This window comes from Methylocystis sp. H62 (genome assembly GCF_015709515.1).
In the GTDB taxonomy this organism is placed as follows: Bacteria; Pseudomonadota; Alphaproteobacteria; order Rhizobiales; family Beijerinckiaceae; genus Methylocystis.
The window spans coordinates 70,920-87,614 of record NZ_JADNQZ010000056.1 but is presented as its reverse complement, the minus strand read 5'-3'; the positions used below and the strand labels follow the sequence as shown (position 1 = coordinate 87,614).

The window sequence follows — 16,695 nt, the reverse complement described above, 5'->3', positions numbered from 1 at the left end:
TCCGGCGTCGCGTGAATCGACAAACCATGCGCCCTGATCGGACCGGCGAAGGCGGCCGGCGCGCCAGCCCTATATATGGCCCGCCGCGCCGATCGCCCAAACGTCGCCGAGCTAGAACGCGAGGCGCAAGCCTCCGTAGATCACCCGTCCCGTGCCCGGATAGAAGACCCTCGGATCGAGACCGCGGGCGTCGACGATCGTGGTCACGTCGCTGATGTAGTGGCGATTGGTCAGATTGCGCGCCTCGACAAAGAACGAGAGCCCGTAGGGCAGCTTCATGCCCGCCTGGACGCCCAGCAAGACATAGCCGGGCGCCTGCAGCGTATTGGCGTAGTCGACGAAAGCGCCTCCGGGAACCCAATCCATCTGCGGCGCGAGATAGAGGCCGTCGGGCCGCCAATAGGACAGCGTGGTGCGCAAGACGTGGCGCGGAATGCCGGCCAGCGTATTGTCGCCGAAGTCGCGATCGCCGACGAAGCGGAAATCGTTCCAGGTCCAGACCTGCGACAGCTTTAGCGCGTCGCCCGCATCCGGCGCGAAAATATCGCGCAGGAGTTCGGCGCTCGCAGCGAATTCGACGCCCTGGTGCATGGTGCGTTTCGCATTGAAGGTCGTCGCCGGAATGCCGAGGCCGGGATTGGTGGTGAATTTTAAGAGTTCGTCCTGCAGTTCCGAATGGTAGAAGGTCACATCCCAGGTGTAGCGGTCCCATCTGCCGCGCGCGCCGAGCTCCCCGGTCCAGGCTTTCTGCGCCGCGAGCGGCGTGAATTTGGTGCCGTCGCGCGGCGGCGGAAACACGCCTTGCGTCAGGTCGATGAAGTCCGGCACGTCGCGGCTTCCGGTCATGTCGGCGAAGAACTGAATGTCCGGCGTCGGTTCGTACATCAGACCGACCTTGGGCACGATGCCGCGGAAGACTTGGTCCGATACGCCGGGAACTGGCTCGAAGGGAATGCCGCCGAGAACCGCATAGCGCCGCGTGTCGGCGAAAAGCTTGGCGCCGAACATGAAGATGAGCTGCGGCGTGATGTGCAGGCGATCCTCGAAATAGGCTTCGAGATTGAGCGCCGTCGCGCGATTGTTGCGCAGACGCGGATCCAATCCGGGATTGATGAACAGGCCGCAGAAACCGAAGCAGGAATTCGCCGCGCCAAATTGCGCGAGTCCATTGAACGAATAGGGTGGAAAGGAGAACTGCGCGTTGCCGAAATTGGCGGGGATCCCGCCGTAGGGATTGAGCCGCATGCCATTGTAGTTGTCGGCCCAATTGTCGCTCGACGATCCGCCCCAGACGCGGCCGCCAAGGATGAGTTCATTGGGGTGGCCGTCGACCAGGAAATTCGAGGTGAGGCGCGGGGTGAATCCCCAGGTCCCGCCTTCCTGTTCGATGACCACGAAAATCGGATGATAGAGATAGTTGTGCGTGTACCAGCTATTGAGGTCGATGCGGCCGATTTCGCTCAGGATCGTGGTCTTGTTCGAAATGCGCCAGTTCTTGACGTTGCGCGCCTGATTGGCGCCAAAGCCGTCCGGTCCGAACCCCGGCGGAAACGGCGGCAGTGACAATCGCGGATTGTTGCGCGCATCGAATTCGTTGAGTTGCCCCGGCAGCAATTGCCACGTGTCATAGACGCCGAAGTAGAACCGCGTTTCGAGATCGTTGGAGAAGCGATAGCCGAGATTGCCGTTGAGCTGCGTGTAGTCCGTCGTCGAATGTTTTCTGTAATTGTCGGCATGGGTGAACGTGCCGTTGATGAGAAAATCGAAATTGCCGATGATGCGCGACATCTGCGCTTGCCCGCGCACCGTCCCATAACTGCCGCCCTCGAGCGACGCCATGTTCGGCGCGAGCGCCGTATAGGCGGTGGGCGAGATGAAATTGATCGCGCCGCCGAGCGTCGAGGAGCCATAGGCGAGGGCGTTGCCGCCTTTCATGACTTCGATCGCGCGAAAATATTTGGGATCGATCTGATACATGTCGCCGCCGCCGTCGGCGTAGTTCATCGGAATGCCGTCCTGCAGCAGCTCCAGTCCGCGCAGATGGAAGTCGCGCGTCAGATTTGAGCCGCGGATCGAAAGACGCAGTTCCTGTCCGTAGCGGCTTTCGACATAGACGCCCGGGACGTCCTTGAGCGCGTCGCGCAGGTCATGAACGTAGCGGGTTTGAATTTCAGGCGTATTGGCGTCGACGAAGGCGACCGAGCCGACGCTGCGCTCGAGTTCGCGGCGCTGCTGGGCGACTGACGGCACTGTGAGCGAGCCGCCTCCGCCGGTTTGCGTCCAGGTGGCGGGGACTGGCGCCGTCGCCGTGGCCGGGGCGCGGCCGCCGCCGCGTCCGACGACGCGCGGCTTGGCGCCGCCAATGTCGATGGTCGGCAGACTCTGTTGCGCAAGAGCGCTCGAATCCGCGAGCGAAAGAATGAGGGCGACGGCGGACGCGCCGCGCAGCAAGCCGGTCCGAAACATGGAATCTCTCCTGAGCGGCCTCTCGCCGCGCGATCGTTAGGGGAAGGCTGTCGCGATCAGGAGAAGCGGGGCGGCGCGCGCGGGGCGGCGCGCGAATGTGCGCGGACGGTTTTTCTGGCCGGCGCCTGAATGGCGCAGAATGCGCGGCTTGCGGCGCGCGGAGGCGCATAGGCGATGGCGCCCGATGCAGACTCAATAAAAGGAGAAACCAGGTCTTTCTGGCTGTGACCGCAGAGCGAGCAGCATTGCTCGCCGCCACATGGATGCTTCGTCGGCGCAGGTTGGGAAGTGTCCGGACAGTGCACGGCCGTCCCCTGCGGCGCATGCGCGGCATGCGCCGGCGCCGAAGATGAAATGGCCGCGAGCGCGAAGAGCAGCGCGATGCAAAGGGCCCCGATGCGCCGCAAAATCATCGAGCGAGGCATTCTCGCAAGGGCCGTCATCTTGTCTCGGATCCTCGTGGCTGCGTCTCGCCGAAGGCGTGAAGGAAGGGCGTTCAGAGCGCCGAACCTGATTGTTGGTAATATACCAAATTACGTGGGGCAACGCTTTGCCGGGTCCGACGGGCGCATTTTCGGTTGCTGTTGCTCCGGCGCAACAGTGAGCGACAGTCAGGGAATGGGCTTGTGATGGGGATCGAGCGGCGAATGGCTCCCATCCGCCTCGATGGCGGCCATGCCGTCAAATCGGGAGAAACGCTCGATGACGTCGGGGGATAGCCGCGTTTCTTCGGCCGCCAGCCGTCTTGAAAGCGTTTCCGCATTTGCTTTGGAAACGCCGAGCTTTTCCAGCGTGGCGCTGTCTTTCAAGGCGTCGCCGGCGCAAAGCGAGATGCTCCACGCATCGCCCTTACGCGTCAGAAACGCCCGGCCGCCGAGTTCGCCCTGGCGCCAGTCGGCGATGGCGACGTCGCCTTCGACGACGATTGCGTCGACGAACAGGCGCGTTTCCGGCTTGTCGAACGTTTCGAACAGCAGGCGGCGCGCCGCCTCGGATCCTTCGTCGGCCCGCGCGCTCAGGCACGCCGCTGCACTGATCATCCCAATAAGAAATAATCTCATCGATCTTCTCCAACGTTAGCGTGGCGCGCTAGGTTGGTATATTACCAATAGAATGTGGCGCAAGCGTCAGAGGCGTTTCCGCGGCGCGTTTTTTTTGATACGACGCTGGCGCGGCAAAGGTTGAATGAACGCGAATGGCGATGGTGGAAAAAAGCGCGCGTCAGCGCATTCTGGACGCTGCGCTCAAAATCCTCAGGAAGGAAGGCGTCTCCGCGCTGACCCAAACCCGCGTCGCCGCTGCGGCCGGACTGCGGCAGTCGCATTTGACCTATTATTTTCCGCGTAAGACGGATTTGCTCGCCGCGACGCTCGAAGCGTCGCATGCGCAGGCGCATAAGCCCAAGCGCGGTTCGATCGGAAGCGACGTCGATCCCGTCGAAGCGGTGCGCGCGCTCATGTTCGAGCGCAACAGGATGCGCTTCTTCGTGAGCGTCGTGGCTCAGGCGAGCGACCAATCGGACATTCGGGCGACGCTCGCTGCGCACGCCCGAGGCGTGGCCGAGCAGCTCGCGCCGGTCTTCGGCCGGACCGCCGACGATCCTGATATCAGCGCCTTTATTGACATGCTGCGCGGCATGGGGTTGCGCCTCCTGCTGGAATCGGATGACAAGCGCCGTGCGGCTGTGGATATCGACGCGCTCGCTGCGCGCTTCGGCCTCAGGCGGTCGCCTGAAGCGCGGCTTTGAGCCAGGGTCTGGAGCCGCTAGAACTGTGGCCATGCAACGAATCGGTAGAAGCGCCGGCCGCCCGGAAGGTCAGCCCTACGCCCTCGCGGCGGCGTTTTTCCTCGTCTGCGCGCTGGCGCTCGCCTTTCCCTGGCTTTCCGGGCGCGTCACCATTCCCTGGGACGCGAAAGCGCATTTTTTTCCGCAGTTCGCCTTTCTCGCCCATGCGTTACACAGCGGCCAGTCGCCGTTCTGGACGCCGCACGTCTTTGCGGGGATGCCGCAGATCGCCGATCCGCAATCGCTGATCTTCTCTCCGTTTTTCCTGATGGCGGCGGCGCTCGTTCCCGAGCCGTCCTTCGTCCTCGCCGACGCGATCGTCTTCGCGATGCTGGCCATGGGCGGCCTTGCGCTCATCGCCTATTTTCGCGATCGCGGCTGGAGCGCCGCGGGGGGATTGCTCGCTGCTCTCGCATTCGCCTTTGGCGGCTCGGCGGCGTGGCGCATTCAGCATGTCGGGCAGATCATGAGTCTCGCGTGGCTCCCGGTCACGCTGTGGCTGCTGGCGCGGGGGCTCGATCGGCGCTCGGCCCTCTATGGCGCCGCTGCGGGCGCCGCCGCCGCACTGCTGGTGCTGGGACGGGACCAGGTCGCGTTCCTAGGCGTGCTGATGCTTTCCGCTTATGCCGCCTATCGCGTCGCTACGGATGAATCGCCCAAACTCGGCGCGGTTACGCCGCTCGCGGCGGGCGCGCTCGTCGGTTTGACAATCATCGCCGTGCCGCTTGCGTTCACGCTGGATCTCGCCGCGCATTCAAACCGACCCGAGATCGATCTCGACGGCGCCTTCAAGGGCTCGTTGCCGCCGGGCTCCTTCTGGACGCTGATCTCGGCCAATATGTTCGGAACGGATGGTCCGCTCAAAAACTTCTGGGGGCCACCGGCGGGCGAGCGCGACCTGTTCCTCGCGCGCAACATGACCAATGTTTATTTGGGCGAACTGACGCTCGTATCGTTGATCGCGGCGCTGGGCAGGCGCTTTTTCTCAAATAAGGAAATCCGCTTCTTCGCCGCCGCCGCGCTGTTTTTCGCCCTCTACGCCCTGGGCCGCTATACGCCAGCCTTCGCCTTCTTCTATCATCTGCCGGGCGTCGACCTTTGGCGGCGGCCGGCCGACGCTACATTCTTGCTCGGCGCGACGCTCGCGATCCTCGCGGGCTATGGCTTCAATCTCGTCGAGCGGGGCGAGGCCACGCCGCGCACGGCTTGGCTTGTCGGCGCCGTCGCCGCGCTGTTCGCGGTCGCGCTGCTTGTCGCGGGCGTGAAGGGCCATCTCAACCAAGCCTTCTGGCCGCTCGCGACAAGCGCGATTCTCGCCGCGCTCGCCGTCGCGCTTATCCTCGCCACTCGCGACAGGTTGTTGCGCGGCCCGTATCTGCTCGCGGCGGTCGCCACGTTGATGAGCGTCGATCTGACGATCGGCAACGGTCCCAATGAATCGACGGCCTTGCCGCCTGAGCAGTTCGACGCCTTGCGGGTCAACGGCAAGGATCCGGTGATCGCCTATCTGCGCGGGAAGCTAAAGGAGACGGCGGGGCCGGATCGTCGCGACCGCGTCGAACTTGCGGCGATCGATTTTCATTGGCCGAACGCGTCGCTCGTCCACGGCTTCGATCATGTTCTCGGTTACAATCCCATCCGGTTGCGGCTCTTCGAAGACGTAACCGGCGCCGGAGACCATCTCGCGCTTCCCGAGCAGCGCCAGTTTTCCAAGCTCTATCCTGCCTATCGCTCAATCCTGTCGGACATGCTCGGCCTGCGATTTATCGCGACCGGCGTGCCCATTGAAGAGATCGATGAGAATTACAAGTCGGGCGACTTCGTCGAACTCACACGCATTGGCGACGTTCACATTTACGAAAATCCCCGCGCCATGCCGCGCGTCATACTCGCAACCTGCGCCATCCACGTCGATTTCGCGGCGATGACGAAGAGCGGCGAGTGGCCGGAGGCGGACTATCGCGAGACGGTGCTCCTGGAGACGCCGCCGATTTGCCATACGCGCAAAAATGCGCCGCCGGCGACGGCGAAAATCCTCTCCTACGAGAACGATCGCATCGTCGCCGAGGCCAGCGCGCCTCCGGGCGGAGGCTGGCTTGTTTTGCACGACGTCTGGCATCCGTGGTGGTTCGCGAACCTCGACGGCGTGGAAGCGCCGATTCTGCGCGCGAATGTCATGTTCCGCGCCGTCGCGATTCCGGAAGGGCGCCATGAGGTGCGCTTCGACTTTCAGCCGCTGCGCGGAATGCTGACCGAATCGTCGCGAAGATAGCGAGCGAATGTCGGCAATTCGCGCGTGACGCGCTTCTCTTTGCACGGCTTCGGATGTCATTCCCGACGCGCGCGATCGGGAATCCAGAGCAAAACCAACATTGTTAGATCGGCTCTGGATTCCACGTCAGGCCTTCGGCCTGCGGGAATGACAGGGTCGGAGCGAATGGATCAGCCTGAATCCCTGTTATATCCATCCCGCGATCTCGCGCTTCGCCAGAGTCTCGATCAGCGCCATGCCTTCGTCGCTCTCGTTGAGACAGGGCAGGCGGGCGAATTTCTCGCCGCCTTTCTCGAGAAAGAGATCGCGAATTTCGACGCCAAGCTCTTCGATCGTCTCCAGGCAGTCGGCGGCGAACCCCGGCGCGACGACGGCGATGCGCTTGACGCCGGCGCCGGCAAGCTCGGTCACCACATCCGACGTATAGGGCTCGATCCACCGCGCGCGCCCAAAGCGCGACTGAAAGGCGAGACGCAGGCTTTGGGCGTTCATCCCGAGCCGTTCGCAGAGCAGTCGCCACGTCGCTTCGCAGTGCGCGCGATAAGGATCGCCGCGATCGATCTGCGCCTGCGGAAGGCCATGGAACGAGGCGATGATGACCTCTGGTTCGAAATCGAGCGCGGCGCGCGCGCGCGTAATATTCGTCGCGAGCGCGTCGATATAGGCGGGGTCGTCGTAATAGGGCGCGCCGATGCGGAGCGCCGGCTGCTTGCGCATCTCGCGCAGCGCGTCGAATGCGGCGTCGGCGGCGGAGCCCGTGGTCGACGACGCATATTGCGGGTAGAGCGGCAGCACCGCGATCCGCTCGCAGCCTTTGACGATCAGCGATTCGATCCGCGTCGCGATCGACGGCGCGCCGTACCGCAGCGCGTAGTCGATGATGAGGTTCGAAGCGCCAATCCGCGCCTGCAGCTTCTCGGCTTGCAGGCGGGTGAAGGTTTTCAGCGGACCCTCGCCCGTGTCGCTGTTCCAGATCGACTCATAGAGCTTCGCCGAGCGCGCGGGGCGGGTGTTGAGCACGACGCCGTAGAGGATCGGCAGCCATAGCGCGCGCGGGAGGTCGACGACTCTGCGGTCGGACAGAAATTCCGCCAGATAGCGCCGCACCGCCGCGACATCGGGCGCATCAGGCGTGCCGAGATTGACGAGAAGGAGTCCGACCGGCGCTTCTCTCGATACCGTGGCTGACGTCATGATGAGCCTTGTTGCGGACCGCCCGCCCGGATCGCGGCGCGGCAAAAGAACATCTTCTAGCGGCGGCGGCGGTTCTGGCAACTCGCCAGATGAGGATCGTCGCGCGGCATGGAAATCGCTTCGCGCACAAAGGCCGGCGGATGTGCGGATTGGCCCCTCGCGAAAGGGCGCCATGAAATCCATATCTCGCAGCCGCGCCATGTGCGAATGGGACGATTTCGACACCGCCGCGCCGCAAATTCGCGCGGCGCTGGCCTTGTCCGATGGGCCGGCTACGCCCCCCTTCCTCCTGCTGTCGGAGCCTGGCATCACCGCCGGCGAACAGCGCGCCTGTTCCGAGAGCTGGACAGCCGCGCGGCTGTTGGCGGCCGGGCCGCTGCGCGCCAGCCTCGCGATGCGCTTCGACCTCTCCACCCGCAGCAGGATCCGCGTCGGCTATCTGTCAAACGACTTCCACGAGCATGCGACCGCGCATCTTCTCGTCGAGACGCTGGAGGCGCATGATCGCGCCCGCTTCGAGTTTCGCGCTTACAGCTATTGCGGCGTCGAGGGGGCGATGCGAACGCGGCTGCGGGCCGCCTTCGACGATTTCGTCGACATTTCGCAGCTGACCGACGCCGAGGCGGCGCGCCTCATCAATGCGGATGGCGTCGATATTCTGATCGACCTCAAGGGTTTCACCCATGGCGCGCGCACCAGCGTGATGATGCTGCGGCCGGCGCCTGTTCAGGTCAATTATCTTGGCTATCCAGGCACGCTCGGAACGGGCGTGTGCGATTACATCGTGACCGATCGCTATGTCACGCCGCCCTCTTCGGCGTCGGCCTATTCGGAAGCCTTCGCCTATCTGCCGCACGCCTATCAGCCGCACGGGCGCGGGACGCCGCTGTGCGCGCCACCGTCGCGGGCCGCCGCCGGTCTGCCGGCGGAAGGCTTCGTCTATTGCTGTTTCAATCAGGCCTATAAGCTCACGCCCTTTATCTTCGATCTTTGGGCGCGACTGCTCGAGGCGACGCCGGGCGCGGTGCTGTGGCTCTCGGCGGCGATGCTGGCGGAGGGCAATCTGCGCAATGAAATGCGCAGACGCGGAATTGACGCGGCGCGGATGATCTTCGCGCCGCATTTGCCGCAGGCCGAACATCTGGCGCGCCTGCAACTCGCCGATCTCGCGCTCGACACGGCGCCCTTCGGATCGCATACGACGGCGAGCGACGCGCTGTGGGCGGGCGTGCCGATCGTGACCTGCGCCGGGGACACCTTTCCCTCGCGCGTGGCCGGGAGCCTCTTGCATGCGATCGGATTGCCGGAGTTGATCGCGGCGGATTTTGACGAATATTTGGAGATCGCGCTGGTCTTGGCGGACGATCCCGTGCGTTGCGCCGAACTGCGGGCGAAGCTCGCCGCCAATCGCCTGACGACGGCGCTTTTCGACGTCTACGCCTACACGCGCGCGCTGGAATCGCTGTTCGAAGACATGTGGCGGCGGCGTCTCGCCGGCGCGCCGCCCGTGGTCATCGGAGCGGACTAAGACTCGCCGCGCGCTCGAAGGCGGAGCGTTCGTCGTCGGCCATATGAAAGGCGTGCTCGTCCGCCGGAAAGAGCCCGGCGCGAACGTCGCGCGCATAGGCCTCGACGGCGTCGCGCAGCGCCGCGCCAACGGCGCCGTAGCGGCGGTTGTGCTTGAATTCACGCGCGGTGATCCCTGCGAGATCGTTGACGACGAGCACCTGTCCATCCGTCGCCGCGCCGGCGCCGATGCCGATCGTCGGCGCGCCGATCGCTTGCGTGATCTGCGCCGCGAGCTCCTGCGGCACGAGCTCCAGCACCACAAACTTCTGTCCGGCGGCGTCGAGCGCCAACGCGTCCTGATAAAGTTTCGCGGCGGCCTCCGCGGTCTTGCCCTGGCGCCGCTTCACGTCGTGATGCTGCGATTCGAGGCCCAGATGTGAGCACGCGTCGAAGCCCGCCGCCGTCAAGGCGCGCATGATGTCGGGCTGCGCGCCTTCGAATTTCACGCAATCGGCGCCAGATTCGCGCAGCAGGCGCGAACTCTCGATCGCCTGCTGGGGCGTGTCATAGGTCGCATAGGGCAAATCGCCGATGATGTAGATTTCGGGCGCGCCGCGCCGCACCGCGGCGATGTGATGCGCCATATCGGCGAGCGTCACCTCGCGCTCATGCGCATAGCCAAGAACATTCACTCCGACGCTGTCGCCGACGAGGATAATGTCGACGCCGGCCTCCGCCTCGATGCGTGCGGTCGGCGCGTCATAGGCGGTGACGACCACGATCTTCTCGCCTCGGCGCTTCATGTCGAGGAAGGTGCTGGCGTTGGGCAATGGGGGCTCCGGCGCGCCTAATCGTCAGGACGGCACTCTATATCAGATGGCTGGCGCTGGCTTTGAAGGCGTCAGCGCGCCACGCCATCCCGGCAGGCGTGCGGCTGGCCGGGAACGCGGATTTCCTGGAAGCCGCCGCATTTGTCGCAGGCGGAGAGCAGCGCGGAGAGGGCCGCCAGCAGCGCGAACACTCGGATTTTCCGCGTCATCTCGTCTCTCCTGGCGGCGGCTTGACGGCGCGACCATACTGGCCGAGCCGCCCTGCGGCAAGCCGCGAGGCCTTGCGCTCTTGCATCCTGCTTAAAGCCGCGTATAAACCGCCGATCGCGACGTTCCCGGCCGGGGGCTGAACGGAAGCGCTTGAGCGCATATCCCCGAAAAGTGCATAGCGGTTTTCGGGCAAGGATATGCGCTAAATCGAGCGAGGGTTTTAAATCCTGTCTTCCCGTGCCTCCGCCTTCGAACTTTCCTTCTCGAGCCTTTCCGGGGGCAGGTCCCCAAGAAGCGCTCGAAGGGCTTGGCGCCGGAGCGGCTCGCGGCAACGGAAAGGCGAAAATCCATGCCTCTGTACGAGCATGTCTATCTCGCGCGTCAGGACGTTTCTCCCCAGCAGGTGGAGGCTCTGACCGCGCAGTTCAAAAACGTCATCGCGTCGCTCGGCGGCACGGTCGGCAAGACCGAATATTGGGGCGTCAAGTCGCTCGCCTATCGGATCAACAAGAACCGCAAGGCGCATTTCACCCTGATGAACATCGATGCGCCGCCGGCGGCGCTCGCCGAGATGCAGCGCCAGCAGAGCATCAACGAAGATATTTTGCGCGTGCTGACGCTGCGCGTCGACGAGCTGGAGGAGGGTCCCTCCGCGCAGCTTCGCAAACGTGAAGACGACGACCGCGGCGATCGCCGCGGCCCGCGCGGCGACAGAGGCGATCGTGGAGACCGCGGCGATCGCGGAGATCGTCCCGAGCGTCGCCCGCGCCGTGAAGAAGGCAAGGTTGAAGGAGAGGTCGAATGAGCACCGCCCCGCGCCGCCCCTTCTTCCGCCGCCGCAAGTCCTGCCCGTTCACCGGCGCCAACGCGCCGAAGATCGACTACAAGGACACGCGTCTGCTGTCCCGCTACATCAGCGAGCGCGGCAAGATCGTGCCCTCGCGCATCACCGCCGTTTCGGCCAAGAAGCAGCGCGAACTCGCCCAGGCGATCAAGCGCGCCCGCTTCTTGGGCCTGCTGCCTTACGTGATCCGCTAAGAAGATCGCGTGTTTGAAGCCTGTGGCCGCGCCCCGAAAGGGGCGCGGCTTTTTTGTTTTCACCATTGGCGTTCGGAGCCGGCTTGCTGCTCGCGTCGCGCGCCGCCGGCCTCTCACTCCGCCGGCTGCTGCGCGCCGGCTTCGTAAACCCCGTCGAGCGGCGTCGTCGAAACGGTGGGCTCGGTCATGAACTGCGCCGCCGCGAGCATCGCGAAACGACCGCCCTTGGCGACCAATTCGTCGAAGCCGCCGCTCTCGACGATCTCGCCCTGATCGAAGACGAGGATGCGGTCGGCGTTGCGCACCGTGGCCAGCCGATGGGCGATGACGAAGGTCGTGCGGCCCTTCATCGCCGCCTCCAGCGCCTTCTGAATTAGCCGCTCGGTCGTCGCGTCGAGCGCCGAGGTCGCCTCGTCGAACACCATGATCGGCGGGTTTTTCAACAGCGCCCTTGCGATCGAGAGCCGCTGGCGCTCGCCGCCCGAGAGCGAGCGGCCGCGTTCGCCGACGCGCGTCGCCCGCCCGTCGCTCTGATGCGCAACGAATTCCGTCGCCTGCGCCAGTTCGAGCGCATGGGCGATCTCCTCGTCCGTCGCGTCCGGATTGCCGATGCGCAGGTTTTTCTCGATCGATCGCGCAAACAGCATCGGCTCCTGAAAGACGACGCCGATATTGCGGCGAAGCGAACTCAAGGTGAATTCGCGGATGTCGACGCCGTCGATTTTCACCGCGCCGCTGTCTGGATCGAAGGCCCGATGCAAGAGCCCGAGCGTCGTCGATTTGCCTGAGCCCGTCGCGCCGACGAGCGCGATCGTCTCTCCGGGCTTCGCCGTAAACGAAACGTCGCGCACCGCCGGCCGTCGCCCGTCGTAGGCGAAGGTGACGGCGTCGAACTCGACCGCGCCCACAAGCCGCTCCGCGTCGCGGGCATGCGGGCGATCGGCGACGCTCGGCGGCGTGTCGAGGACGCCGAAGAAGTCCGCAATCTTCGCGGACTGCTGGAACAGGACATTGACGAAGCCGACCGCCTGTTCGAGGCGGGCGATCAGCATCGTTGCAAAGCTCATGAAGGCGACGATCTCGCCGATCGTCGCCTGTCCGCGCAAATGCAGCCAGACGCCGAGCAGGAAAATCGCCAGAATCGTCAGCGTCGCCGAGGCGCGGCTGGCGACGGCGACGAAGGCCCACCAGGAGAGAACCGGCATCTGCGCCGCGATGACGTCGTCGATGATGCGGTTCAGCGCATGCGACTCGCTTTCGATGCGCGTAAAGCTCTGCACCACTGGGATGTTACCAAGCGCATCCGACGCATGTTCGGCGAGCGTCGAATTGTAGCGCTCGACCTGACCCTGCAGATCTTCCGTGCGTCGCAGGACGAAGCTCGTCACGAAATAAAAGATCACGACGAGCGCCATGAGCAGCGAGCCGAGCCGCCAATTGAAGAACAGCGTCGCCGGCAAGAGCACGAAGAGCGCAACGAAGGACGCGCAGTTCTCGCGAAAGAACGACAGCCACAGCCCCGACATGGCGTTCGCCCCGTCGAGCATGATCTTTAAGAGACGCCCGGAGTGGACGTTGGTGTGAAAACTCAGCGGCAGGCTGAGAACGTGGTCGAAATAATCCGACATGATCGCGAGCCGCCGGCGATGCGCGAGCCGATCGGCGTTGAGGCCGACGAGAATGGCGCCGCCGATCGAGAACAGGCCGAAGGCGGCCCAGGCGGACACGAGCGGCAGCAGATCGCTCCATGTCAAAGTCGCGCCGGGCGCTTGCGCGCGCGTCATGCGGTCGATGATGCGCCCAAAGAGCATCGGCTCGGCGAAGGCCGAGATCGCGAGCGCCAGATTGGCCGCGACCAGTATGAGCGCAAGCCGCGCCTGAGGCCGCAACAGCCCCAGCACGCGCACGTAAACTTTAAAGACGGACATGGACGACGCCTGCCAGCAGGGGAAGGTTCAGCAAACCTGCGACGGATCGCAACTTGCGCGTTTGCTTCGAATAACATGGCGATTGTGGCGGACGCGCTGTACAGGGCTGGCCGCTCGCGCGCAAGTTTTGCGAGTGAGATCTTGCGATCGGCTTCCGGCGGGGTCTCGCCGAGCTATTCGTCCTCGCCGAAGCGGTTGGCGACGAGCGTCTCCAGCGCGTCGAGCGCCGCCTTCGCCTGGGGGCCAGTCGCGGTGACGGCGATCGTCGTGCCCTGGCTGGCGCCCAGCGTCAGAATGCCCATGATCGAGCTGCCGCCAACGGTTTCGTCGCCTCTTGAAACAGTGATGACGGCGTCGAATTTTTCGCAGCACTGCACGAATTTGGCGGTTGCGCGGGCGTGCAGCCCCTTCTTATTGATGATCGGGAGCTCCCGCGACATGGAGTCTTCGGCCGCAGCCTGATGAAATTTATCGGTCACGAGATCATTCATTTGGCGTTGAGCACTTTGCTGGCGATGTAAACATATTTGCGGCCGGCGTCCTGCGCCTGCAGCACCGCCTGCTCCAAAGGTTGCGTATCGCGGACCGAAGCGAGCTTGATCAGCATTGGCAGGTTGACCCCCGCGAGAACCTCCACCTTTCCGCCATCCATGACGGATATTGCAAGATTGGAGGGCGTGCCGCCGAACATATCGGTGAGCAGCACCACGCCTTCGCCGCTGTCGGCCTCGCGGATCGCGTCAATAATATCCCCGCGTCGGCGCTCCATATCGTCCTCGGGCCCAATCGAGATCGCCGCAATCTGCTTTTGAGGTCCGACGACGTGTTCGAGCGCCGCGCGAAACTCAGTGGCAAGGTGGCCATGGGTCACCAAGACCATTCCGATCATACGACCCTACCACTCATGAAGACGTCTCTTGCGCGCCGATGTCTCGTAAAATGCGTCGGCCCGCAAGGGCGAACGGAGCCAAATTGCATCCCAGGAGGAGCCGTTGCGCCCGCCGTGATCGCCCCGCTCAACAGGGGCGACATTTTGTGCAACGCGGCGAAATAGGCAAGCGAAAACAGCAGGGCCCCGTCAATTTGTCGCAACGTTCTGAATGTAAGCTGCAATTCGCGCCACCGCTCCGACGTTTGCGGCGTTTTCGAACATACGCGGCAGCGTCACGCCGCTCAACTCAGTGGTCGCGTCGGCCTCATCGGGATATCGCTTCGGCGACTCTCCGGACGCGAGGAGGTCGACGACGGCCCGCAAGACGCAGGCGGGCTCATAGGCGACGCGCATCAGCCCGAGGCCGCGCGCCTCGATGATCCCGCGGATCGACGGATGCGGCCTTGCGATCAGCCGGTCGTTGAGCGCTTCGAGCGCGACCCGGTCGTCGCCGACGAGCGCCGCGAAAGCGCCGTGCGCCCGCCAGTCGGCGACAAGCTGCAAGGTCAGCGCGCTCTTGCCGGCGCCGGACGGTCCGCGCAGCAGCAGGCCGAACGCGCCGAGAACCAGCGCATTGGCGTGAACATACTCTGACGCTTGCGGCGGCGGCGTCATCGCGCCGACGGCAACCAGACGACAAAGCGCGCGCCGAGCACGGCGTCGCCAGGGTGGGGCTCGTCAGTGCCCTGCGGATGCGCCCGGGTGCGGTTGAGGGCGCGGACGCGTCCGCCATGCGCCTCGATGATTTGGCGGGAGATCGAGAGCCCGAGCCCGGAGTTCTGGCCAAACCCCTGTTCCGGCCGGTCGGTGTAGAAACGCTCGAAAATGCGTTCGAACGCGCCGTCGGGAATGCCGGGGCCGTCGTCGTCGACGATGATCTCGAAGCCTTCGATCTGCTGGCCGCCCGGCCCCTTCGCCCGCTCCGGCCACAGCAGCACCCGCACGACGCCGCCGGGCTTTGAAAACGAGCGGCCGTTGTCGATCAGATTGTTGAACACCTGACCGAGGCGCGAGTCATTGCCGAGAACGCGCCAGCGGCTGCGCGGCGCGTCGTAGGGAGAGGAGCGCACGGTCAGCTGAATGGTGACGCCGTCGCCGCGCTCCACCGCGCGCGCCAAGTCGACGACGGTCGACAGCGCCGCCAAGAGATCGACGACGTCCATGTCGGCGCGCGCGAGTTCGGCGTCGAGACGGGACGCGTCGGAAATATCGCTGATCAAACGGTCGAGCCGGCCGACGTCATGCTTGATGACGGCGAGCAGCCTGTCGCGCGACTCCTCGGTCTTGGCGATCGGCAGCGTCTCGACGGCGCTGCGCAGAGACGTCAACGGATTCTTCAGTTCATGCGCGACATCGGCGGCGAAATGCTCGATCGCGTCGATGCGGTTGTAGAGCGCCTTCGTCATGTCGCGCAGCGCGCCCGAAAGATGGCCGATCTCGTCGGGCCGGTCCGAGAAGTCCGGGATCTCCTGGCGGGATTTGACGCCGCGCCGCACCCGCTCGGCCGCTTCGGCGAGGCGGCGCATCGGTTCGGTGATCGTGTTGGTGAAGAACAGCGAAATCAGCAGCATCACGCCGGCCGAGACCAGAAAGATGCGGATGATGCCCCAGCGTTCCGTGACGATGACGGCGTCGATGTCGCCGCCCATGGTCGAGAGGAGCAGCGCCCCGCGCACCGACCGGTAACGCTGAACCGGGACGGCGACGGAAATGATGGTTTCGCCCCTGGCGTTGGCGCGCACCACCGAATGAATATGGCCGCCGAGCGCGCTGCCGACCTCAGGATAGGCTTTGCCATTGCCCATGCCGATGTCTTCGTAAAGCGGCAGCTCCGGCCGATGTGACAGGCGCTGGACAAACTCCAGCGACCGTTCGAGGAATGACGATGCGTCGAATGTGGTGGGCTGGCCGCCCGCGGGCGGCAGCTCGAAGCGCAGAATGTTCGAACGACCGGAGACGGAGCGCGAATCGAGCAGCAGAAAGCCGTCGCGGTCGTAAATGCGCGCCCGCAGCCGCGTCGGGGACACCAGTCGCCGTAGCAGCGGGCCGACGCGTTCGGGGTTGAGCGAAAACTCCAGCGGGGAGCCGTCGGCGTCGCTCGCGCTTTCTCCCGGCGCAAGCTTCAACAGCTTCTCGGGATCGATGGAGATGGCGTCGGTGTCGACCGTCGCTGACGCCGCCACCGCCGCGGCGATGATCTCGCCCTGCGTTTGCAGGCTTTGCACGCGGGCGTCGATGAGACCTTCGCGAAACTGGTTGAGGTAGAGGAACCCGGCCAGCAGCGCGACCAGCCCGCCAAGATTGAGAACGACGATGCGGCGGGTGAGCGAGGATGAAAGATGCGACTGGACGGTTCGCTGCACCGTGCGCTGCGCCCGCGCCAAACGGACGGAGATCGTCCGCCACAGGCGGGCCCGCGCCGCCGCGGCGTCTCGCGCTGGAGCGGTCGCCGGGACCGCCGGACGCGGCGCTTCCGCAACCTGGTCGCCGACGGCGGTCACGTCGCCGTCTCCCTCGACGCTTGCGTCCAT

15 protein-coding genes are annotated in these 16,695 nt (G+C 64.7%); 5 read left to right on the top strand and 10 right to left on the bottom strand.

Annotation, left to right across the window (positions count from 1 at the left end; translation table 11 throughout):
- Positions 1-111: 111 nt before the first annotated feature.
- Together IYY11_RS14490 and IYY11_RS14485 are read right to left on the bottom strand one after the other, a co-directional pair.
- The gene (locus IYY11_RS14490) at positions 112-2,466 is read right to left on the bottom strand and encodes a TonB-dependent receptor domain-containing protein (RefSeq protein WP_196404487.1); all 2,355 of its coding nucleotides are present in this window, start codon (positions 2,464-2,466) and stop codon (positions 112-114) included.
- A gap of 611 nt (positions 2,467-3,077) precedes the next feature.
- Entirely contained in the window at positions 3,078-3,527 is a 450-nt protein-coding gene (locus IYY11_RS14485) for a copper uptake system-associated protein (RefSeq protein ID WP_196404486.1), read from the bottom strand.
- Between the two features lie 140 nt (positions 3,528-3,667).
- On the opposite strand from IYY11_RS14485, the gene IYY11_RS14480 reads away from it, so the two are divergent.
- Both IYY11_RS14480 and IYY11_RS14475 read left to right on the top strand, forming a co-directional pair.
- A complete protein-coding gene (locus IYY11_RS14480) occupies positions 3,668-4,213 on the top strand; it encodes a TetR family transcriptional regulator (protein WP_196404485.1) in 546 nt (181 codons plus the stop codon).
- A gap of 31 nt (positions 4,214-4,244) precedes the next feature.
- Positions 4,245-6,524: a hypothetical protein gene (locus IYY11_RS14475; RefSeq protein WP_196404484.1), complete on the top strand. Its 2,280-nt coding sequence runs from the start codon at positions 4,245-4,247 to the stop codon at positions 6,522-6,524.
- Between the two features lie 186 nt (positions 6,525-6,710).
- On the opposite strand, the gene hemH is transcribed toward IYY11_RS14475, so the two are convergent.
- The gene (gene hemH / locus IYY11_RS14470; protein WP_196404483.1) at positions 6,711-7,718 is read right to left on the bottom strand and encodes a ferrochelatase; all 1,008 of its coding nucleotides are present in this window, start codon (positions 7,716-7,718) and stop codon (positions 6,711-6,713) included.
- Between the two features lie 172 nt (positions 7,719-7,890).
- On the opposite strand from hemH, the gene IYY11_RS14465 reads away from it, so the two are divergent.
- Positions 7,891-9,246: a UDP-N-acetylglucosamine-peptide N-acetylglucosaminyltransferase gene (locus IYY11_RS14465; RefSeq protein ID WP_196404482.1), complete on the top strand. Its 1,356-nt coding sequence runs from the start codon at positions 7,891-7,893 to the stop codon at positions 9,244-9,246.
- On the opposite strand, the gene panB is transcribed toward IYY11_RS14465, so the two are convergent.
- Positions 9,230-10,057 carry a 3-methyl-2-oxobutanoate hydroxymethyltransferase gene (gene panB, locus IYY11_RS14460; protein ID WP_281431701.1) on the bottom strand — a complete coding sequence of 276 codons (828 nt, stop codon included), beginning with the start codon at positions 10,055-10,057 and terminating at the stop codon, positions 9,230-9,232. The two genes, IYY11_RS14465 and panB, sit on opposite strands and share 17 nt — an antisense overlap.
- A gap of 71 nt (positions 10,058-10,128) precedes the next feature.
- Positions 10,129-10,266 (bottom strand): hypothetical protein, encoded by a 138-nt coding sequence (locus IYY11_RS14455; protein WP_196404481.1) that lies wholly within the window; start codon positions 10,264-10,266, stop codon positions 10,129-10,131.
- A gap of 350 nt (positions 10,267-10,616) precedes the next feature.
- Here IYY11_RS14455 and rpsF point away from each other — a divergent pair, with 350 nt between their 5' ends.
- Together rpsF and rpsR are read left to right on the top strand one after the other, a co-directional pair.
- Positions 10,617-11,072, top strand: a complete 456-nt coding sequence (rpsF, locus tag IYY11_RS14450; RefSeq protein WP_196391599.1) for a 30S ribosomal protein S6 — start codon at positions 10,617-10,619, stop codon at positions 11,070-11,072.
- On the top strand, positions 11,069-11,305 hold the full coding sequence (gene rpsR, locus IYY11_RS14445) for a 30S ribosomal protein S18 (RefSeq protein WP_014890780.1): 237 nt from the start codon (positions 11,069-11,071) through the stop codon (positions 11,303-11,305). Before rpsF ends, rpsR begins: the two co-directional genes overlap by 4 nt.
- Positions 11,306-11,418: 113 nt before the next feature.
- Here the strand turns inward: rpsR and IYY11_RS14440 are convergent, their stop codons facing one another.
- The 5 genes from IYY11_RS14440 to IYY11_RS14420 all read right to left on the bottom strand — a co-directional run bounded on the left by IYY11_RS14440 (position 11,419) and on the right by IYY11_RS14420 (position 16,695).
- Positions 11,419-13,233 (bottom strand): glucan ABC transporter ATP-binding protein/ permease, encoded by a 1,815-nt coding sequence (locus IYY11_RS14440; protein WP_196404480.1) that lies wholly within the window; start codon positions 13,231-13,233, stop codon positions 11,419-11,421.
- Positions 13,234-13,406: 173 nt separating this feature from the next.
- A complete protein-coding gene (locus tag IYY11_RS14435) occupies positions 13,407-13,724 on the bottom strand; it encodes an HPr family phosphocarrier protein (protein WP_196404479.1) in 318 nt (105 codons plus the stop codon).
- Positions 13,721-14,122: a PTS sugar transporter subunit IIA gene (locus IYY11_RS14430; RefSeq protein ID WP_196404478.1), complete on the bottom strand. Its 402-nt coding sequence runs from the start codon at positions 14,120-14,122 to the stop codon at positions 13,721-13,723. Before IYY11_RS14430 ends, IYY11_RS14435 begins: the two co-directional genes overlap by 4 nt.
- A 189-nt stretch (positions 14,123-14,311) precedes the next feature.
- Positions 14,312-14,779, bottom strand: a complete 468-nt coding sequence (locus IYY11_RS14425) for an HPr kinase/phosphorylase (protein ID WP_196404477.1) — start codon at positions 14,777-14,779, stop codon at positions 14,312-14,314.
- A complete protein-coding gene (locus IYY11_RS14420) occupies positions 14,776-16,695 on the bottom strand; it encodes a sensor histidine kinase (protein ID WP_196404476.1) in 1,920 nt (639 codons plus the stop codon). The genes IYY11_RS14425 and IYY11_RS14420 overlap by 4 nt, the downstream gene beginning before the upstream one ends.